Raw genomic sequence first — 24,520 nt, forward strand, 5'->3', positions numbered from 1 at the left:
GCGAGAGGCCCGCTTCGGCGGGCCTTTCGCGTTTTCGGGCGTGCGTCACCGCCACTCCGCCTCGCGCCCCCAGCGCGCCAGCGTCGCGTCGACGAAATCGCGCTGCGGGCCGAGCAGCACGCCCTGGCTGACGTCGCCGCAGGCGGCGCCGTTCGCGCCGCGGGTCCACGACGTCACCGCGAAGACCGCGCCGCCGCGGAGGATCGGGCCGCCGGAATCGCCGTGGCAGGCCCCGGCGCCGCCGGCGGAGAGCCAGACCAGGATGGTCGAGGGGCCGTAGGGCTCGATCACCGACAGGCGGGCGCGCCGGAGCGTTCCGCCCGTGAGGCGCCCCGCCTCGCCCTCCTGCGAGACGCCGTAGCCGACGAGGTCGACCGTCTCGCCGGCCGGCGCCGTCGCGGCCGCGAGCGCGGCCGGGCGGAAGCCGCGGGGCAGCGGCTCGGCGAGGCGAACGAGCGCGAGGTCGATCGAGCGCCGGCGGCCCGCGATGGCGCCCGCGTCGTAGCCCGGATGGAGCGCGATCTCGGCGATCTCGGCGAGGATCGGCGCGCCCGACGGATCGCGCCAATGGGCGCGGTGCTCGGCGGCGCCGGCGACGCAATGGGCGGCGGTCGCGACCGCGTCGGGCGCGACGACGACGCCCGAGCAGGCCCCGCCGTTCGACGACAGGATCATCACGATCGAGGCGGCGATCGGCCCGGTCTCGGGCCCGCCGCCGATCACCGCGCGCGCCGGCGAGAGCGCCAGCGCGAGCATCAGGCAGGCCGCCGCGAAGGCGGCCGAAACGCCACGTCTCACCGAGAGATCTCCTGAACGAACCGGAGGGAACCATGATCCCCCTATATCTCGCCGGCCCCGCCGTCGAGCCCGTCGGCGTGCCCGAGATGCGCGACTTCCTGCGCCTCGATCACATGGACGAGGACGCGCTGCTGGGCGCGCTCCTGAAGGCCGCGCGCCTCGTGATCGAGGCGACGACGCGGCTCGTCGTGCTCGAGCAGACCTGGCGGATCGCGCTCGAGCGTGTTCCCGCGGACGGCGTGGTGCGCCTCCCGCTCGCGCCGATCCGCGCCGTCTCCGAGGTACGCGTCTTCGACGCCGCCGGCGCGGCGAGCGTGCTCGCGACCGCCGACTGGCGGCTGGAGACGCGGGCCGATCCGGCCAAGGTGATCCTCTCCGGCGCGGGGCTGGAGGCCACGGGCGGGCTCGAGATCGACCTCGCGGCGGGCTACGGCGCCGCGCCGGAGGCCGCGCCCGCGCCGCTCGTCCAGGCGATCCGGCTTCTCGCGGCGCACTGGTTCGAGAATCGCGGCGACGGCCCGCCTCCGACGGAGAAGGCGAGCCTGCCCCTCGACGTCGCGGCCCTGATCGCGCCGTTCCGGCGCCTGCGCATGGGGTGAGGCGATGAAGCCGCGACGCACCGCGATCGGCGCCCGCCGGCGCCTGTTCACCCTCGACCTGCCGCAGGAGAGCCCCGACGGCTTCGGCGGCGTGATCCGCACCTTCCAGCCCGGGCCTCGGGTGTGGGGCGCCATCGAGGCGCTCGACCTCGACGAGCGCGAGCGCGCCGGCCGGCCCGAGGAGGCCGTGACGCACCGCGTGCGCCTGCGCCACCGCGCCGACGTCGACGGGCGCATGCGCCTGATCCTCGGCGCGCGCCGCTTCCGGATCCGCGCGGCGACGGACCCCGACGGAATGCGGCGCGAGACCGTCTGCCTCGTGGAGGAGATCAAGCCGTGAGCGATCCCGGACCCGTCCTCGCGCTGCGCACGGCGATCCTCGCCGCCCTCGGCGCGGACCAGGCGCTCGCCGACCTGTTCGGCGGGAGCGTGCGCCTGCACGACGAGCCGCCCCGCGGCGCGCTGCCGGTCTACGCGCTGTTCGGCCGCGCCGTCGCGCGGGACGCCTCCAGCGAGGGCGTGCGGGCGCATGCGCAGGAGGCGGACATCGTCGTGTGGTCGCGCCCCGGCTCGGCCGCGGCGGGCCTCGCCGTCGCCGACCGGATCGCGACGCTCCTCGACGACGCCGATCTCGCGCTTTCCGGCCACCGGCTGATCCGGCTGCGCGTCGCCGAGAGCGGCGCGACCCGCGATCCCGGGTCCGGCGCGGCGCGGGCCTGGCTCAAGCTCACCGCGCTCACCGAAGCACTCACCTGACTTGGGCGCTCACCTGACGGAGACGGACACATGGCGGCGCAGAAGGGCAAGGACCTCCTCATCAAGATCGACGACGGCACGGGCGTCTTCGTCACGATCGCGGGCCTGCGGGCGCGGCAGATCGCGCTCAACGCGGACATCGTCGACGTAACCAACGCCGAGAGCGCCGGGCGCTGGCGCGAGCTGCTCGCGGGCGCCGGCGTGCGCCGGGCGGCGATCGCGGGCTCCGGGGTGTTCCGGGACCAGGCCTCCGACGCGCTGATGCGCGCGGTGTTCTTCGCCGGCGAGATCCGCGCCTACGAGGCGATCGTGCCGGATTTCGGCACGCTGACAGGCCCGTTCCAGATCACCGGCCTCGAATATCGGGGCGAGCACGCCGGCGAGGTGACCTTCGAGGCCGCCTTCGAATCGGCGGGCGAGATCGCCTTCGCGGCGCTCTGAGCGGGGAGGGGAGACGATGGCGAACGCACGACGCGGCGACGTCGCCGTGACGATCGGCGGCGAGACCTGGACGCTGCGCATCACGCTCGGCGCGCTGGCCGAGCTCGAGGACGCGCTCTGCGCCGAGGATCTCGGCGCGCTGGCGGCGCGGCTGGCGGAGGGGCGGCTCAAGGCGCGCGACCTCGTTTCGATCCTCGGCGCGGCGCTTCGTGGGGGCGGTCGGGAGATCTCCGACGCGGAGATCGCGGCGCTGCCGCTCGAGCACGGGCTCGAGCCCCTCGCCCGGGCGGCGATGGAGGCCCTGGCGCGGGCCTTCGGCACGGCGGGGGAGGGCGCGGGAAACCCTCCGCCGGCGCGGGCGTGAGCGCGGCGCCCGCGCCGTTTCCCTGGGACGACGTACTGGCCGCCGCTCTCGGCGGGCTCGGCTGGACGCCGGAGACGCTCTGGCGCGCGACGCCGCGCGAGCTCGCGGCCGCGCTCGCGGTCCGCTTCGGCGCAGGCCGGGACGCGCCGTCGCGGGAGGCGCTCGCCGCCCTGATGGCGGCCCATCCCGATCGGACTTGAGAGAGAGGCGACGATGTTCGGCGAGAGCGAGAACCCCTTCACCGGCCCCCTGATGCCGGCCGAGCGCGCGCAGGAGATCGCGCGCCTCACCCAGCTCACCGAACGGCTCGGCGCGAGCTTCGCGTCGACCTTCGCGCGCGGCGTGTCCGAGGGACGGCGCTTCGACGACATGCTGCGGCAGATGGGCCGCTCGCTCGTCGACATCGGCCTCAAGGCGGCGCTCTCGCCGCTGCAGCAGGCCCTGTCCGGCGGCGTCTCGCGGCTCATCGGCGGGATCTTCCACCCGGGCCCGGGGACGGCCTTCCCGCCGCTGCCGCCGGTGCGGCCCTTCGCCAAGGGCGGGGTGGTGGCCGCGCCGACCTACTTTCCGCTCGGCGGCGGGCTCGGCCTGATGGGCGAGCGCGGGGCGGAGGCGATCCTGCCGCTGGCGCGTGGGCCGGACGGGCGGCTCGGCGTGCGCGCCGGCGCCAGCGGGGGTCGCGCGCCGACGATCAACGTGACGATCAACACGCCGGATGCGGAGAGCTTCCGCCGCTCCGAGGCGCAGGTCGCCGCGGCGCTCGCCCGCGCGGTGTCGCGTGGGCGGCGCGCGCTCTGACCTCAGGCCGCGGCGGCCGAGAGCATCGCCGCGATCTCGTCCTTGAGCACGAGGCGCTTGCGGCGCAGGTCCTGCTCCACCTCCTCGGAGGCCGGCTCGACCCGGGTCTCGATGCGGTGAATCTGCCGGTTGAGCTCATGATACTCGTCGGCGAGCCGCGCGAAATGCGCGTTCGAGGTCTTCAGGTCGTGGATCTGCTCCACGGCCTCGGGGAACTCCTCGGCGAGCTCGTGGGGGACATGGCTCATCGTGCTTCCTTCCTTCTCGTGCGATCGGCCGCCGCTGCGACCGTCTGGCGTCACCCTGCCGCAAGCGCGGTCGCCGGCGCTTTGCGCGAGGTCAAACCATCCGCGTTCGGGAGACGACGATGCAGGATTTCCACGAGGTGCGCTTTCCGCTCGACGTGGCGCTCGGCAGCCGCGGCGGGCCGACGCGGCGCACAGAGATCGTCACGCTCGCCTCGGGCCGCGAGCACCGCAACGCGCGCTGGGCGCATTCGCGCCGGCGCTGGGAGGCGGGGCTCGGCGTGCGCACGCTCGACGCGCTCGACGCGGTGATCGCCTTCTTCGAGGAGCGGCGGGGCCGGCTGATCGGCTTTCGCCTGCACGACCGTACCGACTGGAAGAGCTCCGCCCCCTCCGCGGAGCCCGCCGCGACGGACCAGGCGATCGGGATCGGGGACGGCGCGCGCATCGCCTTCCAGCTGACGAAGACCTATGGCGGCGCGCACCTGCCCTATCTGCGCACCATCGCCAAGCCGGTGGCGGGGAGCGTCCTCGTCGCGGTGGACGGCGTCGCTCTGGCGGAGAGCGTCGGCTTCTCCGTCGACGCGACGACCGGGATCGTCACGCTCGCGACGCCGCCGCCGCCGGGCGCGGCGGTGAGCGCGGGCTTCGCCTTCGACACGCCGGCGCGCTTCGACACCGACGCGCTCGAGATCGACCTCGCCGCGTTCGCGGCGGGCGCGGTGCCGGAGATCCCGCTGGTGGAGATCGTTGCGTGACTCAGGTCGGGGTGAAGTGGGCCACCTCGCAGGCGCCGTCATGCGCCTTGCCCGGCAGGGCGACGGCGTAGGCGACGGTCAGGTTGAGGTAGCTGCTTTCGGTGTAGCCCGTCACCGACATCGTGCCCGTCTGGTTGCTGCATTGGCCCGAGAGCGCGATGTAGAGGGCGTTCGAATCGTTGGGATCGGCCAGCCAGACGCCCTCGAGGTTCGCCGTCTTCTGGCCTCCCGCGGTCGTCCACGTGATGCTGCCCGTCAAGGTCGTGCCGCCGGTGCTCTGGCCCGCCAGCGTCAAGAAGCCGGTATTGCCCGACGGAACGCCGTGGCCCGTGTAGCTTTGGTTGAGAGAAAACGTCATGTCCCGTCCGCCTGTGGATCGCCGTCCGCAACGGTAGGCGGACTTTCCACACCCTATAGTCGATGAGCCTTCTTGTATTCAGTTAATTTGCTATTCTCGGTCGAGTCGCCTGACTTTCAACCTGTAAGGCGCGATCGGCTGCACCGATCACGACTGCGACCTCGCTTTCGAAAAGGACGCCGGAGATCGACCTCCAGGCCTGCGCGGCCGGGATGGCGCCGAAGATACCGCTGGTGGAGACCGTGGCTTAACCTATAGATGCTTTGCTTGCGGATCAGCAATCTGGCTTGTGGAGGCGTCGGCCATCGACTAATCTGCGGGTTCCGAAATATCGTCGTCGAGAGAAGACATGGCGCGGCACGTGGCGCCCTACGAGAAGGTCCCGTGCTCGCCGAACCTTGACACGGGTCGCCGGTTCTGAAGGGGTTGGGGATGCGCGCAGCCATGGAGACGGTCTTGCCGGAGCTCGATCTCGGCGACCATTACGAGCGTTTCATCACGCGGCAGATCGCCGAGGGGCGCTTCGCGAACGCCTCCGACGTCGTGCGCGCCGCCCTGGCGCTCCTGGAGCAGCGGGAGCGGCAACGGGCCGAGGACGACGATTGGCTCGCCGACGCGATCGCCGAGTCGCTCGACGACCCGAGCCCGTCGGTGCCGGGAGACGAGGTCTTCGACCGTCTCGAGCGCAGATACGCCGCCGACATGGCGGCTCGCCGAGATGGCTCGTAGCGTCGCGTTCAGGCCCACGGCAGAGCGAGATCTCGAACGACTCTACGAGTACATTTGCGAGCGCCGTGGCGAACCCACGATCGCCATCGCCTACGTTCGCCGAATTCGTGCGTTCTGCATCGGCCTCGCGACCTTCCCGGAACGCGGTCGGCCACGAGCCGATCTGAGGCCGGGGCTCCGCGTCGCCCCGGTCGACCGGAGCTGCGTCGTGTCCTTTCGCATCGAGGCCGAGACAGTCACGATCGTCCGCGTCTTCTATCGCGGCCGCGATTACGAACGGATCCTGCGAAAGCGCTGATCCGAGGATCGGAGCACCCCCCATGCGCACCATCCCCCCCGATCTCGCCGCTCGCCTGAGCGGCGGGGCGACGACGCTCGCGCGCTGCTGGCGCGTGACGCGGGCCGACGGAATCGTCCTCGGCTTCACCGATCACGACCGCGACCTCGCCTTCGAGGACACGACCTTCCGCGCCGCGACCGGGCTCGAGGCGGCGGAGGCCGCCTCCGAGCTCGGCTTCGCGGTGGGCGGCGGCGAGGTCGCCGGCGCCCTCGTCTCGGCCGGGCTCACCGAGGAGGACCTCCTCGCCGGGCTGTGGGACGACGCCCGCGTCGAGGTCTTCCTGGTCGACTGGGAGGCGCCGCAGAACCGCCTGCGGCTCGAGGTCGCCGCGATCGGCGAGGTCAAGCGCGCCGACGGCGCCTTCGTCGCCGAGCTGCGCGGGCCGATGCACCGGCTCGACGAGGAGCGAGGCCGGCTCTACCGCGCCACCTGCTCGGCCGATCTCGGGGACGCGCGCTGCAAGGCGAACGCCCCGCCGGTCCCCGCGAGCGTGGACGCCACCGACGGCGCGCTCTCGGTCACGGCCGCGGCGCTCGCCGGCCAGGCGCCGGAGCATTTCGCCCACGGCCGGCTCGTCTTCACCTCGGGCGCGAATGCGGGCGTCGCGATCGAGGTGCGCGCCCATCGCCCCGGCGGGGTGCTCGACCTGTGGCGGCGCGCGCCGCGCGCGATCGCGATCGGCGACGCCTTCACGGTGACGCCCGGCTGCGACAAGTCCTTCGAGACCTGCCGCACGAAGTTCGCCAACACCGACAATTTCCGCGGCTTTCCCCACATGCCCGGCAACGATTTCGTCCTGCGCCTGCCGCGGCAGGGCGAGCCCGGCCTCGACGGCGGGAGCCTGTTCCGATGAGCCCGGATCTCGACAGCCGCGTCGTTGCGGAAGCCCGCGCCTGGATCGGCACGCCCTACGCCCACCAGGCCTCGCTGAAGGGGGTGGGCTGCGACTGCCTCGGCCTCCTGCGCGGCGTCTGGCGCGCGGTGATCGGCGCGGAGCCGCAGGCGCCGGGCCCCTACGCGCCGGACTGGGCGGAGGCGAGCCCGGACGACGCGCTGATGCGCGCCGCGACCCGCTGGCTCGTCCCGGCCCACGGCGTCGCGCCGGGCCGCGTCCTCCTCTTCCGCTGGCGCCCGAACCTCCCCGCCAAGCATTGCGCCATCGCCACCTCGGCCACGACCATGGTCCACGCCCACGACGGCGCGAGCGTCTGCGAGGTGACGATCCCGCCGTTCTGGAGGCGGCGCATCGCGGGAGTGTTCGGGTTTCCCGATGCGGCGCGCCGCCATCTCCCCGCAGGGGAGGTGGGCCGCGCGAGCGGCCCGGAGGGGAGGAGCCGGCGGGCGCCGACGGACTGACGAGGTCAGGCGATTCACATGTCTCCTGCGCCGACAGGGCGACGCTGCGGAGCGTGCCGGACCGGCGTACCACTTTTCCTTCCCTGTAGGGGAAGGTGGCTCGGCGAAGCCGAGACGGATGGGGCGCGGCGCGAGCGACGCGTTCCGCGAAGCGGAAGTGCTCCGTTGGCCGGCGGTCGCGCCCGTCGATTTCGGCTTCGCCGAACGCGCGTGCCGCGCGCCCCATCCGTCACCGCGCTTCGCGCGGCGACACCTTCCCCTACAGGGAAGGAAAGTGTTCGGCGCGCCCGCCGACTCCCGGGAGAGGGGGATTCCGTCGCGCGCTTCATCGCTTGTCGCGGCCCGCCTCTCCTGCGGGGAGACGGCGGCGTCGCGCCTTCTCGCATCCGAGGACACAGCCATGGCCACACTCGTCCTGCAAACCGCCGGCGCGGCCGTCGGCGGGATGATCGGCGGTCCGTTCGGCGCGATGGTCGGGCGGGCGATCGGCGGGCTCGCCGGCGCGGCGCTCGACAGCGCGCTCCTGTCCTCCACCGCGAGCGGGGGGACGCGCGCCTTCGAGGGCCCGCGGCTCACCGAGATGTCGGGGCTCGCCTCCACCGAGGGCGCGCCGATCCCGCGCGCCTTCGGCCGGGTGCGGCTCGGCGGCCAGGTGATCTGGGCGACGCGCTTCGAGGAGGAGACCCGCGTCACCGTCCAGCGCGAGCCCCGCCGCGGCGGCAAGGGCGGCGGCGGCCGGGCGCGGGCGCAGACCACCACCACGACGACCTACCATTACTACGCCAACCTGGCGATCGGCCTGTGCGAGGGCCCCATCGCCTTCGTGCGCCGGGTCTGGGCCGACGGGCGCGAGCTCGATCTCTCGACGATCGCCATGCGGGTCCATCGCGGCGACGAGACGCAGGCGCCCGATCCCCTGATCGTCGCCAAGGAGGGGATCGCCCCCGCCTATCGCGGCCTCGCCTACGTCGTGTTCGAGCGCCTGCCGCTGGAGCCGTTCTCCAACCGCGTGCCGCAATTCGCCTTCGAGGTGGTGCGCGGCGGGGGCGCGCTCGGCGAGGCGATCCGGGCCGTGTGCCTGATCCCCGGCGCGACCGAGTTCGGCTACGAGCCCGCGCCGGTGCGCGCGGCGCTGGGCATGGGCGCCTCGCAGCCGCAGAACCGCCACCAGCTCCAGGCGCCGAGCGACGTTCTCGCCTCCCTCGACCAGCTGCAGGCGCTGTGCCCGAACCTAACCCACGTCTTCCTCGTGGTCAGCTGGTTCGGCGACGACCTGCGCGTCGGCTCCTGCACGATCGCCCCGCGGGTCGAGGTGGCGGACAAGACCACGGAGGGGGCCACCTGGTCCGTCTCCGGGCTCGCGCGCGGGGACGCGCGGATCGTCTCCAGCGCGAACGGCCTGCCGGCCTATGGCGGCACGCCGTCGGACGCGAGCGTGGTGCGGCTGATCCGGCACCTGAAGGAGCGCGGCCTCTCCGTCACGCTCTATCCCTTCCAGATGATGGACGTCCCCGCCGGCAACGCGCTGCCCGACCCCTATACGGGCGCGGCGGGCCAGCCGGCCTACCCTTGGCGCGGGCGCATCACCTGCGATCCCGCGGCCGACCGCCCCGGCTCGCCGGACGGCACGAGCGCCGCGGCGGCGCAGGTGGCGGCGTTCTTCGGTACGGCGAGCGCCGGGCACTTCACCCCCGTCGGCGACGGCGTCTCGTATGGCGGCCCGGCGGAATGGAGCTTCCGCCGCCAGATCCTCCATTGCGCGGCGCTCGCCCAGGCGGCGGGCGGGGTCGACGGCTTCGTCATCGGCACGGAGCTGCCGGCGCTGACGCGGGTGCGCGCCGGCCCGGGCGTCTACCCCGCCGTCGAGCAGCTCTGCCTGCTGGCGGCCGAGGCGCGCGCGCTGCTCGGGCCCGCGACGAGGATCACCTACGCGGCGGACTGGACCGAGTACGGCGCGCACGTTCGCGACGGCGGCCAGGAGCTGCGCTTCCCCCTCGATCCGCTCTGGGCGCACCCGGCGATCGACGCCATCGGCATCGACTACTACCCCCCGATCTCCGACTGGCGCGACGAGGCGAGCCATCTCGACCAGGCGGAGGCCCGGAGCGGGCTCGACCCGGACTACCTCCACCGCCGCCTCGGCGCCGGCGAGGCCTTCGACTGGTTCTACGCCGACGATTCGGCCCGGGCCGCGCAGGCGCGCACCCCCATCGCGGACCCGCAGAGCGAGGATTTCGCCTTCCGCCGCAAGGATCTGGTGGGCTGGTGGTCGAGCCCGCACGTGGAGCGCGTCGGCGGCGCGCCCGTGGGGCAGACGGCCTTCGTGCCGCGGGGAAAGCCCATCTGGCTCACCGAGATCGGCATCCCCGCCGTCGACAAGGGGCCGAACGGGCCCAACGTCTTCCCCGACGCCAAGTCGTCGGAGAGCGCCTTTCCGCCCTTCTCGTCGGGCGCGCGCGACGACCTCGCCCAGGCCCGCGGGCTCGGCGCCCTGATGCGCCGCTTCGACCCGCGCATCGTCGGCCACGACCCGGCGCACAACCCGATCTCGCCGCTCTACGGCGGGCCGATGATCGACCCGGACCGGATGGCTGTCTGGGCCTTCGACGCGCGGCCCTTTCCGGCCTGGCCGGACCTCGCGAGCGTCTGGTCGGACGGGGGCAACCACGAGACCGGGCACTGGCTCAACGGCCGGCTCGAGGGCCTGCCCCTCGACGAGCTGATCCGCCGCGTCCTCGCCGCGCACGGGGTCGACCTCACCGTCGAGACCGCGTGCGACGGCTTCCTCGACGGCTACGTGATCGACCGCCCGATGTCGGCCCGCGAGGCGCTGGAGCCGCTCCTGCGCCTCTTCGGCGTCGACGCCGTGGCGCGCGACGGCGCGCTCGCCTTCATCGGCCGCGGCGTGCGGCCCGCCGTGCCGATCGCCGCGGAGGATCGCGTCGAGGCCGGGGAGGGCCCGCTCGAGCGGCGCACCCGCGCGCAGGAGACCGACCTCCCGGCCGAGGTCGAGATCGCCTTCGTCGACGCCGCCGGCGAGTATCGCCGCGCCGCGATCGCCTCGCGCCGGCTCGCCGGCGGGGCGCGGCGCCTCGCCCGCGCCGAGACCGCGGCCGTGCTGCGCCGGGCGCAGGCGCGGCTCCTCGCCGACGTGGTGCTGCAGGACGCCTGGTCCGGCCGCGAGAGCCTGTCGCTGGCGCTCTCGCCGCGGCGCGTCGATCTCGAGCCCGGCGACGTGATCGCCGCGCCCGGCGGCGGGCTCTACCGGATCACCCGGATCGTCGACGCCGAGGCGCGGCGCATCGAGGCGCGCGCCGTCGAGCCGACGCTCTTCGCCGCGCCCGCGCCGAAGGGCGTTCTCGCCGCGCGCGCCGCGCCCGCGACCTTCGGGCGGCCCTTCGTGCTCGTCCTCGACCTGCCCCTCGCCCTCGGCGACCCGACGGTCCTCTCCTTCGCGGCGATCCACGCCGCGCCCTGGCCCGGGGCCATGGCGGTGTGGCGGGCGGGGGAGGGCGCCTCGTTCGCGGTTCACGCCGTGGCGGACGTGCCGGCGCAGGTCGGCCAGACCCTCACCCCGCTCGCGCCGGGGCCGCTCTGGCGCATCGACCCCGCCGGGACGGTGGACGTGCGCCTCGCCTCCGGCGCCGTCGCCGGCGTCTCGGACGAGGCGCTTTTCGACGGCGCCAACCGCTTCGCCCTGCGCGCGCCGGACGGGACGCTCGAGATCGTCGGCGTGGGCGCGGCCGAGCTGATCGGGGAGCGCACCTACCGGCTCTCGCGGCTCCTGCGCGGGCTCGGCGGCTCGGAGGCGGCGGCCGCGGCTGGCTTCCCCGCCGGCAGCGCGCTGGTGCGCCTCGACGAGACGCTGGTGCCGCTGACGCGGGCCGCCGGCGATCTCGGCCGGACCTGGCGCTGGCGCATCGGCCCCGCCGATCGCGACCATGCCGACGAGGCGGTGGTCGAGATCACCGCCACCGCCGGGCCGTCGGCGCTCCTCCCGCTCGCGCCGGTCCACCCGGCGGCGCGGCGCACGGGGGAGGGCGTCGTCCTCGCCTGGACCCGCCGCTCGCGCCTCGACGCCGACGCGTGGGACGTCGTCGACGTGCCGCTGGGCGAGGCCTCGGAGGCCTACCGCGTCGAGATCCTCGCCCCCGGCGGCGCGGTCCTGCGCACGCTCGCCGCCGCGACGCCGAGCGTCCTCTACCCCGCCGCCGACGAGCTCGCCGATTTCGGCGCGCCGCAGGCCGCGCTCACGCTCCGCATCGCCCAGGACAGCGCCCTCGTCGGCCCCGGCGCCGCGACCACCGCGACGGTGACGGTGCGATAGCGGGGCGCCCTCCTCCTCCTTCCTTGTAGGGGAAGGTGGCTCGGCGAAGCCGAGACGGATGGGGCGCGGCGCGGGAGCGACGCGTTCGGCGAAGCCGAAGTGGCCCGTAGCCCCGATCTCTACCGAAAGCTCGGCTTCGCCGACGCGCCTTTCGGCGCGCCCCATCCGTCACGCCGCCTGCGGCGGCGCGCCACCTTCCCCTACAGGGAAGGACGAGGGGCGGCGCGAGTCATCAACCAACGAGGCCCTCCCATGACCACCACGAACCATCTCGCGCTGCCGCTGATCGCGGCGGCGCAGGCGATGAAGCACGTCACCCACAACGAGGCGCTGGCGCTGCTCGACGCGCTCGTCCACCTCGCGGTCGCAGGCACGGCGGCCGACGCGCCCGCCGAGCCCGCGGAGGGCATGCGGCTCCTGGTCGATCCCGCGCCGACGGGCGCCTTCGCCGGCCAGGCCGGGCGGATCGCGCTCTTCGACGCCGGCGCCTGGCGCTTCCTCGCCCCGCAGGCCGGCTGGCGGCTCTACGACGCCGCGGCGGACGCGGTGCTGGTGCACGACGGCGCCGCCTGGCGGCCCATCGGCGATTTCGTGCCCGACCCGGTCGAGCTGCCCCAGCTCGGCATCGGCACCGCGCCCGACGCGACGAACCGGCTCGCCGCGAAGCTGAACGCCGCGCTCTTCACGGCGCTCCGGGCCGCGGAGGGCGGCAGCGGCGATCTGCGTTTCGTGCTCGACAAGGAGGGCGCGGCGGGCACCGTCTCGCAGCTCTATCAGGCGGGCTTCTCCGGCCGCGCCGAGACCGGCCTGATCGGCGACGACGATTTCCGCATCCGCGTCTCCGCCGACGGCGCCACCTGGCGCGACGGGTTGCGCATCGCGGCGGCGACGGGGGAGGCGAGCTTCCCCTCGGGCCTGCCGGGGCTCGGCGCTGGCTGGCGCAACCTCCTGATCAACCCGACCTTCGCCGTGAACCAGCGCGGCTTCGCCGGCGGCGCCCTCGCCGCCGGCGCCTACGGCTTCGACCGCTGGAAGGCGGGCGCTGCCGGGGCGACGCTGTCGCGGGCCTGGGAGGGCACGCTCACCCTCACGGGCCTCGTCGAGCAGGTGATCGAGAGCCCCGATTTGCGTGGCGAGACGGTGACGCTCTCGGTCTCCGATCCGTCCGGCCCGCTCTCGGTCTCCGTCGGCGCCGACACCGTCTTCGCGAGCGGCACGATCCCCGCCGGCGCGGGGCGGCGCGCGGCGACGCTGCAGGTGCCCTGGGAGGCCGTGGGCGACGTCACCGTGCGCATCGAGGCCGCGAGCGAGACCACCTTCCGGCAGGTGCAGCTCGAGGCCGGCGCCTCGCCCAGCGCCTTCGAGCGCCGCCCGCCCGGCCTCGAGGAGACGCTGTGCCGGCGCTATTTCTGGATGGGCGGTCTCGACGCCACGAACCGCTCCATCGCCCCGACCGCCGGCCTCGACGACACCCACCACCAGGCGCTGATCGCCTTCCCCGTCGCCATGCGCGCCGCCCCGGCCTGCATCCCCTCCGGCGCCGGCGACTTCGCGCTGGCGGTGGACGACGACACCGGCTGGGCCGAGCGCACGCTCACCCTGCTCGAGTTCCTGGAGGCCGGCCGCGAGACCGCCCGCTTCCGCCTCTCCACCGGCATCGTCACCCCCCGCGGCCGCGCCGGACAATGGCGCGCCTACGGCTCCGGGCGGCTGCCCTTCGACGCGGAGCTGTGAGGGCGCGCGCCGTGGCGCGAGGCGCCGACCGATATCCCGAGAGGAAGCTATGCCTCGCGCACCCCCGCCAATGCATCCTTCGTCCTCGTGCTGAAGTCCGCCGTAGGCTTCAGCCGGGGCAGTACGCCGTCGGCCTACCCTGTGCGGCGCGCAGGGCAGACGACCGACGCTTTCCTTCCCTGTAGGGGAAGGTGGCTCGGCGAAGCCGAGACGGATGGGGCGCGGCGCGAAGCGACGCGTTCCGCGCAGCGGAACATCGCCGGCGGCCGTCACGCTCCACCGCCCTGTTTCGGCTTCGCCGAACGCGCGTTCCGCGCGCCCCATCCGTCACCGCGCTTCGCGCGGCGACACCTTCCCCTACAGGGAAGGAAAGGGTTCGGCGCGCGGGCGAGCATGGTCCACGAAGGAAAAGAACAGTTACGTCCAGTGTTTTCTGCAAAAGCGTGGCGGTTTGGCGCGCCGGTGGGGTTCGGGGGCGGGGCGAGCGCTGGCTCCTCAATAGCAGGGCGCTCGCCCCGCCCCAGCCGCCGTTAGGCGGCTTCTGCGCGGTCCAGCTGCCGCATCTGTTCCTTCTTGTGCTCGGCCAGGTGGCTCATGTTGAGGTAGCGCGTGCCCTCCAGCCAGTTTTCGTGGATCTCGACCGCCAGCGCGCGGACGAGGCGCAGGCAGGCCGCGTCGTCGGGGAAGATGCGCACCACCGTCGTGCGGCGCTTGATCTCCTGGTTGAAGCGCTCGAGCATGTTCGTGGACTTCAGATGCTTATGGTGCTGGCGCGGCAGCCGGTAGAAGGTCAGCGTCTCCTCGACGTTGTCCTCGACCCACTGCGTCAGCTTCGGGTACTTGTCCTGCCACTTGTTCAGCCAGCGGGCGAGATCCTGGCGGACCTCGGCGAGGTCGCGCCGGTCGTAGAACCAGCGCAGCTCCTGCAGGCAGTCGTCGTCGTGCTTGCGCGGCACGTGGTCGAGAGCGTTACGCAGGAAGTGCACGTAGCAGCGTTGCCAGGCCGCGTCGGTGAGCGTCTCCGTCACCGCGCGCTTGAGCCCCTCGTGATCGTCCGAGACCACGAACTCCACGCCCGACAGCCCCCGCGCCTTCAGCCCGAGCAGGAAGTCCCGCCAGCTCGAGCGGCTCTCCCGGTTGGCGAGCTCGACGCCCAGCACGTTGCGCCGCCCCTCCCCGTCGATCCCGATCGCGACCAGCACGGCCCGGCTCTGGATCCCGATCTCGCGGACCTTCTCGTAGCGCGCGTCCAGGATCAGGTAGGGATAGGCCTCCGTCAGCGGCCGGCGCGCGAACGCCTCCAGCTCCGCGTCCATACGCTTGTTGATCGCGCTGATCGCCGAGGCCGAGAAGGAGTGTCCGCACAGCTCCTCGGTGATCGCCTTGACCTTGCGCGTCGAGACCCCCTGCACGTACATCTGCGCCAGCGCGCCCACCAGCGCCTTCTCCGAGCGCTGGTAGCGCTCGAACAGCTGCGTCGAGAACAGCCCGTGCCGATCCTGCGGCACCCGCAGCTCCAGCGTCCCGACCCGCGTCACCAGCGAGCGCGTGTAGTAGCCCGCACGGTAGCCCCGGCGCCCCTCCGTCCGCTCGCTCTTCTCCGCGTTCAGCACCGCCGTCATCTCCGCCTCCAGCGTCGCCTCCACGATCGCTTGAACCATCCGCGGCAGATAATCCTCGTCCCGCGACAGCAGCGCCTGGACATCCAACGTGACGGACTTACCCTTCTCTCCGGTCATGGCATGCACCCTCCAGGGGTCGGTGACTTCAGACATCACCAGCGTGCCATGACCGCCGATCTTAGCATCGGATTTTTGCAGAAGACACAGTACGCGACCAAAAGAACGCGCGTGCGGCGCTGATCGGGTAGAGCCGCGCACGCCGTCCCCGCCCCCGCCCACCTCCGATCCCCCTCGCACCCCCGGCCGCCCTCGCGGCCGGGGCGCGAGCGCGCGCCGTTTCTCGCGCGCGCCCCTCCAGCCGAAGGAGACACCACCCCGATGACCGAGACCAAGACCCCCCTCGCCAGCCGCACCGTCTGGGCGAACCTCGTCGGCCTCGCGGCGCTCGTCCTGCCGCTCGCGGGCTTCGACACGGCGAGCCTCGACCAGGAGCGCCTCGTCGAGGCCGGCGCGACGCTCGTCGCGGCGGCGAGCTTCGTCGCCTCGAGCGTGTTCCGCGTGGTGGCGACGCGCCGCCTGCGCGGCTGACGCGCCTCACGCCGCGGCCGGCAGGCGCAATTCCGCGCGCAGGCCCGGCCCGGCGTCGAGGAGGCTCAGCGTTCCCCCGTGGAGCCGCGCCACCGCGGCGACGAGGGAGAGGCCGAGCCCGAAGCCGGGGCGCGTGCGCGCCGTCTCGAGCCGCACGAAGCGCTCGAGCACGCGCGCGCGCTCCGCCTCGGGAATGCCCGGCCCGCGATCCGCGACCGCGATCAGAACCTCGCCCCCGACGCGCCGCGCCTCCAGCGTCACGGCCGCGCCGGGGGCGGCTTCGGCGGCGTATTTCAGGGCGTTGTCGAGGAGGTTCGCGAGCGCCTGCCCCAGGAGCTCGCGCGAGCCGTCCATCGGGAGCGAGGCCGCGACGTCGCGGACGAGCGGCACGCCCGCCTCCTCGGCGGCCGCCTCGTAGAGCTCGCCCACGCCCCGCGCGATCTCGGCCGCGTCGATGCGCGCGAGCGGCGCCTCCGCGTTGCCGGCCTCCAGCCGCGCGATCATCAGGAGCGCGTTGAACACGCGGATGATGTCGTCGGTCTCCGCGATCGTCCGCTCCAGCGCCTCGCGCAGGGCCTGCGGCGACTCCGCCGTGCGCAGCGCCTCGTCGGCGCGGGCGCGCAGGCGCGCCAGCGGGCTCTTCAGGTCGTGGGCGATGTTGTCCGAGACCTGGCGCATCCCCTCCATCAATTCCCCGATCCGGTCGAGCATGGCGTTGAGGTTCTCCGCCAGCCGATCGAGCTCGTCCCCCGACGGTCCCACCGCGAGCCGGCCCGAGAGGTCGCCGCCCATGATCGTGCGCGTCGTCGCCGTCATCGCCTCGATGCGGCCGAGCACGCGCTTCGAGACGAGCCAGCCGCCGACGAAGCCGAGCGCGACGAGGACCAGCAGCGACCAGCCGAAGGCGCCCCGGATCGCCTCGACGAGCCGGTCGCGCTCGCCCATGTCCCGCCCGACCAGCAGGCGAAATCCCCCCGGCAGCACGAACACCCGCACCAGCGCCCGGTGCACCGCGACCCCCCCGTCGTCCTCGGCGGCGATGCGGCCGTACTCGATGACGCGCTGGCCCGGATCGTCGAGGGCCCCGGGCGAGACCGAGACGACGTTGCCGGTGATGCGCTCGCCGAGCGGCGTCGTGAACAGGTAGACGGAGGCGCCCGGCGTCTGCGCGCGCCGCTCCACCGCGCCGTAGAGCCGCCGCAGCCCCCCGCGCCGATAGACGAGCTCGAGCTCGGCGATCTCCGCCTCGATCGTCTCCACCATGCCCCGCGTCATGATCCGCTCGGCGCTCCACGCGACGTAGCCCAGCGCCAGCACGATCGAGAGCGCGAAGATCCCGAGATAGAACAGCGACAGCTTGAACGCCGTCGTGCGCAGGAGCTTGCCGAGCGCCCTCACTCCGCCGCCCCGCGCAGCCGGTATCCCGCCCCGCGCACGGTCTGGATCAGCGGCGGCTCGAAACCCTTGTCGACCTTGGCGCGCAGCCGCGAGACGTGGACGTCGATGACGTTGGTCTGCGGGTCGAAATGATAGTCCCAGACGTGCTCGAGCAGCATCGTCCGCGTGACGACGCGCCCGGCGTTCGCCATCAGGTATTCGAGCAGCCGGAACTCGCGCGGCTGCAGCTCGATCTCTTGGCCCGCACGGGTCACGCGCCGGGCGAGGCGGTCGAGCTCGAGATCGCCGATGCGGTAGACGGTCGGCTCGGCTGCGGGCGCCGGCCCGCCGCGCCGGCGCGCCAGCACCTCGATGCGGGCGAGGAGCTCGGAGAAGGCGTAGGGCTTGGGCAGGTAGTCGTCGCCGCCCGCCCGCAGGCCCTTGACCCGGTCGTCCACCTGGCCGAGCGCCGAGAGGATGAGGACCGGCGTCGCCACGCCCTGCTCGCGTAGCGAGCGGATCAGCGAGAGCCCGTCGAGCTTTGGCAGCATGCGGTCGACGATCAGCACGTCGTGCTCGCCGGCCTCCGCGAGCGCGTAGCCGTCGAGCCCGGTCTCGGCCTGGTCGACGCTGTGCCCCGCCTCGCGCAGCCCCTTGGCCAGATACGCCGCCGCCTCGCGGTCGTCTTCGACGATGAGGATCTTCATGGTCCCTGGCAGATAGGAACGCCTCTCCCGGATGGGAGAGGGGCATGTGGAGGTCCGTCATCCCGGGCCGCGAAGCGGACCCGGGACCCATACCCGCGACGCTGGCTCGAGCGCGCATGCCGCGCTCGTCGCGCGACAGTGGGGTACGCGAATGTCGCGCGACGCAGCCTGAAGGCTGCGAAACCGGCGTCGGCGCGTATGGGTCCCGGGTCGCCGTTCGGCGCCCGGGATGACGGTGGCGAGGCCGCCCCAGCCGGCCGTTCTCGGCCCGCTCCCGCGCGATCGCTCACGTCCCCAGCCGGCCGATGCGCACGTCGATCGTCGCCTCGCGGCCCTTGCGGAAGACGGTGAGCGGCACCTGCGTCCCCGGCGCGATCGCCGCGATTCGGCGGGTGAGATCACGGTGGTCCTCCACCGCCTCGCCGGCGACGGCGAGGATGACGTCTCCCGTGCGCAGCCCCGCGGAGGCGGCCGGGGTGCCCGGCTGGGGCTGGGCGATCAGCGCGCCCCGCGCCGTGCCGAGCCCGATCGCCTCGGCGATCTCCGGCGTCACCGCCTGCACCTGCACGCCGAGGAAGCCGCGGGTCACCGCCCCGTCCGCGCGCAGCTGGCTCGTCACGTCCTCGGCCACGTGGGCGGGAATGGCGAAGGCGATGCCGACGTTTCCGCCCGACGGCGAGAAGATCGCCGTGTTCACCCCCACCACCTGGCCCCGCAGGTTGAAGGTCGGCCCGCCGGAATTGCCGCGGTTGATCGGCGCGTCGATCTGGATGAAGTCGTCGTAGGGCCCCGCGCCGATGTCGCGCGCCTGTGCCGAGACGATGCCCGCCGTCACCGTGCCGCCGAGCCCGAACGGGTTGCCGATCGCCACCACCCAATCGCCGATGCGCGTCGCCTCCGGGGCGAACTCCACGTAGGGGAAGCGCGCGCCGTCGGCGTCCACCTTGACGAGGGCGAGGTCGGTGCGCGGATCCGTGCCGACCACGCGGGCGTCGAAGACGCGCCCGTCGTCCATCAGGATCTCCACCTCGGCGGCGTTCTCGACGACGTGGTGGTTGGTGACGAGATAGCCGTCCTGCGAGACGAAGAAGCCCGAGCCCTGCGAGGCCGCGAAGCGCTCCGGCGGCGGCCCGCGGCGCCCGCGCGGCTCGCGGTCCTCGAAGCGGCGGAAGAAGTCGTAGAGCGGGTGTCCCGGCTCGATCCCCGGCAGCGGCGACGGTCCCCCGAAGACCTCCGGCCCACGGGTCGCGACCGTCTGCGCCCGCACCCGCACCGACACGACGGCCGGGCGCACGCGCTCGACCACGTCGGCGAAGGAGGGCATCACCAGGGGCTGCTCGAGCGTCAGCGGGTCGGCCTGCGCCGGCGGCGGCGGCAGCATGCCCGTGCCCACGGCCCCGGCGCCTGCGAGCGCGGCGAGGCCGGCGGCGGCGAGAAGGCCGGCGCGGGCGGTGACGACGAGCGATCGCGGCATGGCGGCATGGCTCCTGTGCTGTGGCGGAATCCTCGCGACCGATCCTGCCACGGCCGAGCTTGCCGCGTCCTCACCCGAAGATGACAATTCGGTAAGGTGGCGATGCGGGTCGGCGCCGCGGCCCGCAGTCCCGCCATTCACCCGCCGTTCATCATCCTGCCGCTTTATGGGCGTGAACAAGCGACACCGTTCACATTCATGCGAGTCGTGACCACCATGAAGACTTCCCGTATCGCCCTGGCGGGCGTCGTCGCCGCCACCCTGACCCTCGGCGCCTGCGCCGGGGCCGGCCCGAACCAGCAGGTCGGCGGCTTCTCCGGCGCGCTGATCGGCGGCGCCATCGGCTCGCAGTTCGGCGGCGGCACCGCCGAGCGCATCGCGGCCGGCGCGCTCGGCGCGGCGATCGGCGGCCTGATCGGCGGCCAGATCGGCGCCAACCTCGACGCCGAGGAGCAGCGCCGCGCCTACATCGCCCAGCAGCAGGCCTTCGCCGCGCCTTCCGGCCGGCCGGTGCGCTGGCAGGGCGACGACGCCTACGGCGAGGTGATCGCCTTCGAGCCCGTCCAGACCCGCGCCGGCTATTGCCGCGAGTACCAGCACACCGTCTATATCGGCGGGCGTCCGCAGCAGGCCTACGGCACCGCCTGCCGCCAGCCGGACGGCTCCTGGCAGATCGTCGGCTGAGCCGAAGCGCATAATTCAGCGGCTGGACGCCGGGAAAAGGGGCTGGATCAGCCCCTTTTTTGTGCGTACTTCTCCTCGCGTGACACCGTGTCGCCGAGCGGTAGCATCGTTCCGCCGCGTTCGACGCAGTACATTCGGGGCCATGACGATCTGGATCCTCTTCGCCGTGATGACGGGCGCCGCCGTGCTGGCGGTGCTCGTGCCGTTGTCCCGCCGCAAGCCGACGGAGGCCGCGAGCGCGGCCGAGGGCGAGCGTCTCTTCTACGAGGACCAGATCGCCGAGATCGAGCGCGACCACGGCCGCGGCCTGATCACCGCCGAGGAGATGCGCGCCGCCAAGGCCGAGGCCGCCCGCCGCCTGATCCGCGCCGCCTCGAACGAGCGCGACCCCAAGGATGCGGTCGACGAGCCGGCCCTGCGCCGGCGCCGCGCGGCCTCCGCCATCGCGCTCTCGTCCGTGCCGCTGCTCGCGCTGGCCGTCTACGGCGCCTACGGCTCGCCGCACCTTCCGGCCCAGCCGCTCTCCGCGCGGCTGGAGCAGACCATCGACCCGCGCAATCTCGACATCACCGAGGCGGTGGCCCGCATCGAGGCGCATCTCGCCGCCGATCCGGACGACGGTCGCGGCTGGGACGTGCTCGGCCCCGTCTACATGCGCGAGGGCCGCTACCGCGACGCGGCCGGGGCCTATCTCAACGCGATGCGCCTGCTCGGCGAGGACCCGACGCGCCTCGCCAATCTCGGCGAGGCGCTGGTCAACGCCGAGGCCGGCGTCATCAAGGCGCAGGCGCGCGAGGCCTTCGAGCGGGCGCTGGCGCTCGACGCGAACCACCCCAAGGCGCGCTTCTACCTCGCCCAGGCCCTCGAGCAGGACGGGGACGTCGACGCCGCCCGCGCCGCCTACGAGGAGATCGCCCGCCGCTCGCCCGCGAACGCGCCCTGGATGGGCATCGTCAACGAGCGCCTCGTCGCCGTCGGCGGCGAGCCCCTCGCCCCGCGCGAGAACCCGTTCGCCGGCGCGCCCGGCTCGGAGGCCGGCGCCGCGCTGGCCGCGCTCCCCGAGGCGGATCGCCTTGCGGCGATCGGCGGCATGGTCGAAGGCCTCGCTTCGCGCTTGAAGGAGGAAGGCGGCACGGCGGACGAGTGGGTGCGGCTGCTGCGCTCCTACGCGGTCCTCGGCGAGCGCGACAAGGCGCAGGGCGCCCTCGCGGACGCGCGGACGGCGCTCGCGGGGGACGCGCAGGCGCTCTCCGCGCTCGACGCCGCCGCCGCCGAGATGGGCCTGCCGCCCGCCGCGCAGGCCCAGTGAACCGTGGAACAATGATCCGTGGAACGATGACCGAGTTCGGGACCAGCGAGCGATGACGAGAAAGCAACGCCGCCTCACCATGATCGGCGCAGCCGGCGCGACGCTCGCGATCGCGCTCGGCCTCGTCCTGTGGGCGATGAGCGACACGATCGTGTTCTTCCGCGCGCCGGCGCAGGTCGTCGCCGAGGGCGTCGAGCCCGGCGTGCGCTTCCGCCTCGGCGGGCTCGTCGAGGCGGGCTCGGTGGAGCGCCACGGCGACCAGATCACCACCTTCAAGGTGGGCGACGGCGGCGGCATCGTCGCCGTTCGCTACCAGGGCCTGCTGCCGGACCTGTTCCGGGAAGGGCAGGGCGTCGTCGCCGAGGGCCGTCTCGACCCGGCGGGGCTCTTCGTCGCAGACACGGTTCTCGCCCGCCACGACGAGAACTACATGCCGCGCGAGGTGGCCGACGCGCTCAAGGAGAACGGCCTGTGGCAGCACGACGGTCCCGCCGTGCGGCCCGCCGCCGCCCGCGACCTGCCGATCACGACGCCGACGCAGTGATCTGGCGTCGCTCCCCCGCAACCGAGAACGATCCGACGAGGAACGCGCCGCGATGCTGATCGAAGCCGGACATTTCGCGCTGGCCCTGGCGCTGGGCCTCTCCCTGGTCCAGTTCCTCGTGCCGCTCTGGGGCGCGCGGTCGAACGACGCCACGTTGATGAACGTCGGCCCCCCGGCGGCGCTGGGCGTCTTCGGGCTCGTCTTGTTCTCGTTCGGGGTGCTCACCTTCGCCTACGCGACGTCGGACTTCTCGGTCTACAACGTCGTCGCCAACTCGCATTCGGCCAAGCCCTTCGTCTACAAGCTCACCGGCGTGTGGGGGAACCACGAGGGCTCGATGCTCCTGTGGATCGTCATCCTCGCCCTGTTCGGCGCCCTCGTGGCGGTGGCGAAGAACGCCGTGCCGCCGAAGCTGCGCGCCAACACCATCGCCATGCAGGGGCTGATCACCGTCGCCTTCCTGCTCTTCCTCTTGATGACCTCGAACCCGTTCGAGCGGCTCGAGCCCGCGCCGTTCGAGGGGCAGGACCTCAACCCCTTCCTCCAGGATCCCGGCCTCGCGATCCATCCGCCGCTCCTCTACGTCGGCTATGTCGGCTTCTCGATCACCTTCGCCTTCGCCATGGCGGCCCTGATCGAGGGGAAGATCGACGCGGTCTGGGCGCGCGCGGTGCGTCCCTGGACGCTCATGGCCTGGGGCTTCCTGACGCTCGGGATCGCCATGGGCTCCTACTGGGCCTATTACGAGCTCGGCTGGGGCGGCTGGTGGTTCTGGGACCCGGTCGAGAACGCCTCGCTGATGCCCTGGCTCGTCGGCACGGCCCTGATCCACTCCACCATCGTCATGGAGAAGCGCGACGCGCTCAAGGTCTGGACCATCCTGCTCGCGATCCTGACCTTCTCGCTGTCGCTGCTCGGCACCTTCCTGGTGCGCTCGGGCGTGCTGACCTCGGTGCACGCCTTCGCCGTCGACCCCGACCGCGGCCTCTTCATCCTGGGCATCCTGATCTTCTTCATCGGCGGCTCGCTCGCGCTCTTCGCCTGGCGCGCGCCGATGCTGAAGCAGGGCGGCATCTTTGCGCCGGTCTCGCGGGAGGGCGCGCTCGTCCTCAACAACCTCTTTCTCACCACCGCCTGCGCGACGGTCTTCATCGGCACGCTCTACCCGCTCGCGCTCGAGGCGTTGACGGGGGCGAAGATCTCGGTCGGCGCGCCCTTCTTCAACGCCACCTTCCTGCCTGTGGTGATCCCGCTCTTGATGCTGCTGCCGTTCGGTCAGGTCCTCGCCTGGAAGCGCGGCGACCTGTCGGGCGTCGCGAGCCGGCTCTACGCCGCGGCGGGCCTCGCCATCCTGGCGACGATCGGCGTCTACGCGCTCACCTTCGGCGGCCCGGCGCTCGCGCCGCTGGCGGTCGGGCTCGGCGTCTTCCTCGTGCTCGGCGCCTTCAACGAGGTGATCACGCGGGCGAAGGGCGCGGGCGGCCTCTCGCTCGCGGCGAAGCGCGCGATGGGCCTGCCGCGCTCCACCTGGGGCACGGTCCTCGCCCATGCCGGCGTCGGCGTCACCGTCATCGGCATCGCGGCCACCGCCTGGTCGGTGGAGCGCATCGTCTCGATGAACCCGGGCGACGTGCAGCCGATCGCCGGCTACGAGGCCCGGCTGGAGGGCGTCTTCCCGCGCACGCTGCACAATTACCGCGAGGACGTCGCGCGCTTCACGCTCCTCGACGACGGCCGCGAGGTGGCGCTGCTCGAGACCATGAAGCGCATCTACCCCGCCCGCGGCATGTCGACCACCGAGGCGGGCCTCGAGACCTTCGGCTTCAGCCAGGTCTACATCTCCTTCGGCGAGGTGCAGCCGGACGGCTCGCTCGGCGTGCGGCTCTATTACAAGCCCTGGGTGCTGCTGATCTGGATCGGCTCGGTGATCATGGCGGCCGGCGCCGCCGTCTCCCTGACGGACCGCCGCTTCCGGGTCGGCGCGCCGGTGCGTTCGAAAGGCTCGCAGTCCGGGTCGCAGCCGGGCGCGCGCAAGAGCGCCGGCGGTCGCCCGGCCGAGGGCGGCGCCACCGCCGCCGTTCCCGCGGAGTGACCGCCATGAACCGCCTGCGCGCCCTCCTCGCCGCTCTCGCCATCGCCGGGTTCGCGCTCGCGAGCCCGGCCCAGGCGCTCAATCCGAGCGAGATGCTCGACGATCCCGCGCTCGAGGAGCGCGCCCGCGAGGTCTCGAAGGGCCTGCGCTGCCTCGTCTGCCAGAACCAGTCCATCGACGATTCGGACGCGCCGCTGGCCAAGGACCTGCGCATCCTGGTGCGCGAGCGCCTCGAGGCGGGGGACACGAACGACCAGGTCCTCGACTTCGTCGTCGCCCGCTACGGCGACTTCGTGCTGCTGCGCCCGCCGATGAACGCCTACACGATCATGCTCTGGGTCGGCCCGACCCTCGTGCTGATCGCCGGCGCGGCGGGCCTGTTCGTCACCGTGCGCCGCCGCCGCATCGCGGCGAACGCGCCCACCGCGCCGGGCCTCTCGGCGGAGGAGGAGGCGACGCTCGCGAAGATCCTGGAGCGCGAGAAGGGGTGAGGCGCGGCCCTCGCGACCGGGCCGCGCCG

The 24,520-nt window shown here is 73.4% G+C and carries 27 protein-coding genes; 20 read left to right on the forward strand and 7 right to left on the reverse strand.

What is annotated here, in order from left to right:
- Window positions 1–45 precede the first annotated feature (45 nt).
- A complete protein-coding gene (locus ABL310_RS05610) occupies window positions 46–798 on the reverse strand; it encodes a trypsin-like serine protease (protein WP_374730370.1) in 753 nt (250 codons plus the stop codon).
- A 32-nt stretch (window positions 799–830) separates the two neighbouring features.
- Here ABL310_RS05610 and ABL310_RS05615 point away from each other — a divergent pair, with 32 nt between their 5' ends.
- The 7 genes from ABL310_RS05615 to ABL310_RS05645 are packed head-to-tail and all read left to right on the forward strand — an operon-like array spanning window position 831 to window position 3,756.
- Window positions 831–1,397: a hypothetical protein gene (locus tag ABL310_RS05615; RefSeq protein WP_349370711.1), complete on the forward strand. Its 567-nt coding sequence runs from the start codon at window positions 831–833 to the stop codon at window positions 1,395–1,397.
- Between the two features lie 4 nt (window positions 1,398–1,401).
- A complete protein-coding gene (locus ABL310_RS05620; protein ID WP_349370712.1) occupies window positions 1,402–1,737 on the forward strand; it encodes a phage head closure protein in 336 nt (111 codons plus the stop codon).
- A complete protein-coding gene (locus ABL310_RS05625; protein ID WP_349370713.1) occupies window positions 1,734–2,153 on the forward strand; it encodes a DUF3168 domain-containing protein in 420 nt (139 codons plus the stop codon). The genes ABL310_RS05620 and ABL310_RS05625 overlap by 4 nt, the downstream gene beginning before the upstream one ends.
- A gap of 30 nt (window positions 2,154–2,183) precedes the next feature.
- Entirely contained in the window at window positions 2,184–2,594 is a 411-nt protein-coding gene (locus ABL310_RS05630; RefSeq protein ID WP_349370714.1) for a phage major tail protein, TP901-1 family, read from the forward strand.
- A gap of 16 nt (window positions 2,595–2,610) precedes the next feature.
- Window positions 2,611–2,958, forward strand: coding sequence for a gene transfer agent family protein (locus ABL310_RS05635; protein ID WP_349370715.1), 348 nt, complete (start codon window positions 2,611–2,613; stop codon window positions 2,956–2,958).
- Window positions 2,955–3,158: a phage tail assembly chaperone gene (locus ABL310_RS05640; protein ID WP_349370716.1), complete on the forward strand. Its 204-nt coding sequence runs from the start codon at window positions 2,955–2,957 to the stop codon at window positions 3,156–3,158. Before ABL310_RS05635 ends, ABL310_RS05640 begins: the two co-directional genes overlap by 4 nt.
- 13 nt (window positions 3,159–3,171) lie before the next feature.
- Window positions 3,172–3,756 carry a phage tail tape measure protein gene (locus tag ABL310_RS05645; protein WP_349370717.1) on the forward strand — a complete coding sequence of 195 codons (585 nt, stop codon included), beginning with the start codon at window positions 3,172–3,174 and terminating at the stop codon, window positions 3,754–3,756.
- A gap of 2 nt (window positions 3,757–3,758) precedes the next feature.
- Here the strand turns inward: ABL310_RS05645 and ABL310_RS05650 are convergent, their stop codons facing one another.
- The gene (locus tag ABL310_RS05650) at window positions 3,759–4,004 is read right to left on the reverse strand and encodes a DUF465 domain-containing protein (RefSeq protein WP_349370718.1); all 246 of its coding nucleotides are present in this window, start codon (window positions 4,002–4,004) and stop codon (window positions 3,759–3,761) included.
- A 119-nt stretch (window positions 4,005–4,123) separates the two neighbouring features.
- Here ABL310_RS05650 and ABL310_RS05655 point away from each other — a divergent pair, with 119 nt between their 5' ends.
- Window positions 4,124–4,759 (forward strand): DUF2460 domain-containing protein, encoded by a 636-nt coding sequence (locus ABL310_RS05655; RefSeq protein WP_349370719.1) that lies wholly within the window; start codon window positions 4,124–4,126, stop codon window positions 4,757–4,759.
- Between the two features lies 1 nt (window position 4,760).
- Here the strand turns inward: ABL310_RS05655 and ABL310_RS05660 are convergent, their stop codons facing one another.
- Window positions 4,761–5,117 (reverse strand): hypothetical protein, encoded by a 357-nt coding sequence (locus ABL310_RS05660; RefSeq protein ID WP_349370720.1) that lies wholly within the window; start codon window positions 5,115–5,117, stop codon window positions 4,761–4,763.
- 444 nt (window positions 5,118–5,561) lie between these two features.
- Between ABL310_RS05660 and ABL310_RS05665 the strand changes: the two genes are divergently transcribed.
- The 6 genes from ABL310_RS05665 to ABL310_RS05690 all read left to right on the forward strand — a co-directional run bounded on the left by ABL310_RS05665 (window position 5,562) and on the right by ABL310_RS05690 (window position 13,603).
- Window positions 5,562–5,846: a type II toxin-antitoxin system ParD family antitoxin gene (locus ABL310_RS05665; RefSeq protein WP_349370721.1), complete on the forward strand. Its 285-nt coding sequence runs from the start codon at window positions 5,562–5,564 to the stop codon at window positions 5,844–5,846.
- Entirely contained in the window at window positions 5,836–6,144 is a 309-nt protein-coding gene (locus ABL310_RS05670; RefSeq protein WP_349370722.1) for a type II toxin-antitoxin system RelE/ParE family toxin, read from the forward strand. Before ABL310_RS05665 ends, ABL310_RS05670 begins: the two co-directional genes overlap by 11 nt.
- 22 nt (window positions 6,145–6,166) lie before the next feature.
- The gene (locus tag ABL310_RS05675) at window positions 6,167–7,039 is read left to right on the forward strand and encodes a DUF2163 domain-containing protein (RefSeq protein ID WP_349370723.1); all 873 of its coding nucleotides are present in this window, start codon (window positions 6,167–6,169) and stop codon (window positions 7,037–7,039) included.
- Entirely contained in the window at window positions 7,036–7,542 is a 507-nt protein-coding gene (locus ABL310_RS05680) for a peptidase P60 (RefSeq protein WP_349370724.1), read from the forward strand. The genes ABL310_RS05675 and ABL310_RS05680 overlap by 4 nt, the downstream gene beginning before the upstream one ends.
- A gap of 400 nt (window positions 7,543–7,942) precedes the next feature.
- Entirely contained in the window at window positions 7,943–11,869 is a 3,927-nt protein-coding gene (locus ABL310_RS05685; protein WP_349370725.1) for a glycoside hydrolase/phage tail family protein, read from the forward strand.
- A 252-nt stretch (window positions 11,870–12,121) separates the two neighbouring features.
- Window positions 12,122–13,603 carry a DUF2793 domain-containing protein gene (locus ABL310_RS05690; protein WP_349370726.1) on the forward strand — a complete coding sequence of 494 codons (1,482 nt, stop codon included), beginning with the start codon at window positions 12,122–12,124 and terminating at the stop codon, window positions 13,601–13,603.
- A gap of 530 nt (window positions 13,604–14,133) precedes the next feature.
- Here ABL310_RS05690 and ABL310_RS05695 read toward each other — a convergent pair.
- Window positions 14,134–15,342, reverse strand: a complete 1,209-nt coding sequence (locus ABL310_RS05695) for an IS256 family transposase (protein ID WP_349367334.1) — start codon at window positions 15,340–15,342, stop codon at window positions 14,134–14,136.
- Between the two features lie 261 nt (window positions 15,343–15,603).
- Here ABL310_RS05695 and ABL310_RS05700 point away from each other — a divergent pair, with 261 nt between their 5' ends.
- A complete protein-coding gene (locus tag ABL310_RS05700) occupies window positions 15,604–15,813 on the forward strand; it encodes a hypothetical protein (RefSeq protein WP_349370727.1) in 210 nt (69 codons plus the stop codon).
- A gap of 6 nt (window positions 15,814–15,819) precedes the next feature.
- Here the strand turns inward: ABL310_RS05700 and ABL310_RS05705 are convergent, their stop codons facing one another.
- The 3 genes from ABL310_RS05705 to ABL310_RS05715 all read right to left on the reverse strand — a co-directional run bounded on the left by ABL310_RS05705 (window position 15,820) and on the right by ABL310_RS05715 (window position 19,371).
- Window positions 15,820–17,211 (reverse strand): HAMP domain-containing sensor histidine kinase, encoded by a 1,392-nt coding sequence (locus tag ABL310_RS05705; RefSeq protein WP_349370728.1) that lies wholly within the window; start codon window positions 17,209–17,211, stop codon window positions 15,820–15,822.
- A complete protein-coding gene (locus ABL310_RS05710) occupies window positions 17,208–17,897 on the reverse strand; it encodes a response regulator transcription factor (RefSeq protein WP_349370729.1) in 690 nt (229 codons plus the stop codon). The genes ABL310_RS05705 and ABL310_RS05710 overlap by 4 nt, the downstream gene beginning before the upstream one ends.
- Before the next feature lie 286 nt (window positions 17,898–18,183).
- Window positions 18,184–19,371: a trypsin-like peptidase domain-containing protein gene (locus tag ABL310_RS05715; protein ID WP_349370730.1), complete on the reverse strand. Its 1,188-nt coding sequence runs from the start codon at window positions 19,369–19,371 to the stop codon at window positions 18,184–18,186.
- A 216-nt stretch (window positions 19,372–19,587) separates the two neighbouring features.
- Here ABL310_RS05715 and ABL310_RS05720 point away from each other — a divergent pair, with 216 nt between their 5' ends.
- The 5 genes from ABL310_RS05720 (at window position 19,588) to ABL310_RS05740 (ending at window position 24,491) form a co-directional block, all read left to right on the forward strand.
- Window positions 19,588–20,055 carry a glycine zipper 2TM domain-containing protein gene (locus ABL310_RS05720; protein WP_349370731.1) on the forward strand — a complete coding sequence of 156 codons (468 nt, stop codon included), beginning with the start codon at window positions 19,588–19,590 and terminating at the stop codon, window positions 20,053–20,055.
- A gap of 142 nt (window positions 20,056–20,197) precedes the next feature.
- Window positions 20,198–21,364, forward strand: a complete 1,167-nt coding sequence (gene ccmI, locus ABL310_RS05725; protein WP_349370732.1) for a c-type cytochrome biogenesis protein CcmI — start codon at window positions 20,198–20,200, stop codon at window positions 21,362–21,364.
- Between the two features lie 52 nt (window positions 21,365–21,416).
- Window positions 21,417–21,908 carry a cytochrome c maturation protein CcmE gene (gene ccmE, locus ABL310_RS05730; protein ID WP_349370733.1) on the forward strand — a complete coding sequence of 164 codons (492 nt, stop codon included), beginning with the start codon at window positions 21,417–21,419 and terminating at the stop codon, window positions 21,906–21,908.
- A gap of 52 nt (window positions 21,909–21,960) precedes the next feature.
- A complete protein-coding gene (locus tag ABL310_RS05735) occupies window positions 21,961–24,000 on the forward strand; it encodes a heme lyase CcmF/NrfE family subunit (protein WP_349370734.1) in 2,040 nt (679 codons plus the stop codon).
- 5 nt (window positions 24,001–24,005) lie between these two features.
- Complete coding sequence (locus ABL310_RS05740) at window positions 24,006–24,491, forward strand: cytochrome c-type biogenesis protein (protein WP_349370735.1); 486 nt, start codon at window positions 24,006–24,008, stop codon at window positions 24,489–24,491.
- Window positions 24,492–24,520: the final 29 nt, after the last annotated feature.

This window comes from Salinarimonas sp. (assembly GCF_040111675.1).
Lineage (GTDB): Bacteria > Pseudomonadota > Alphaproteobacteria > Rhizobiales > Beijerinckiaceae > Salinarimonas.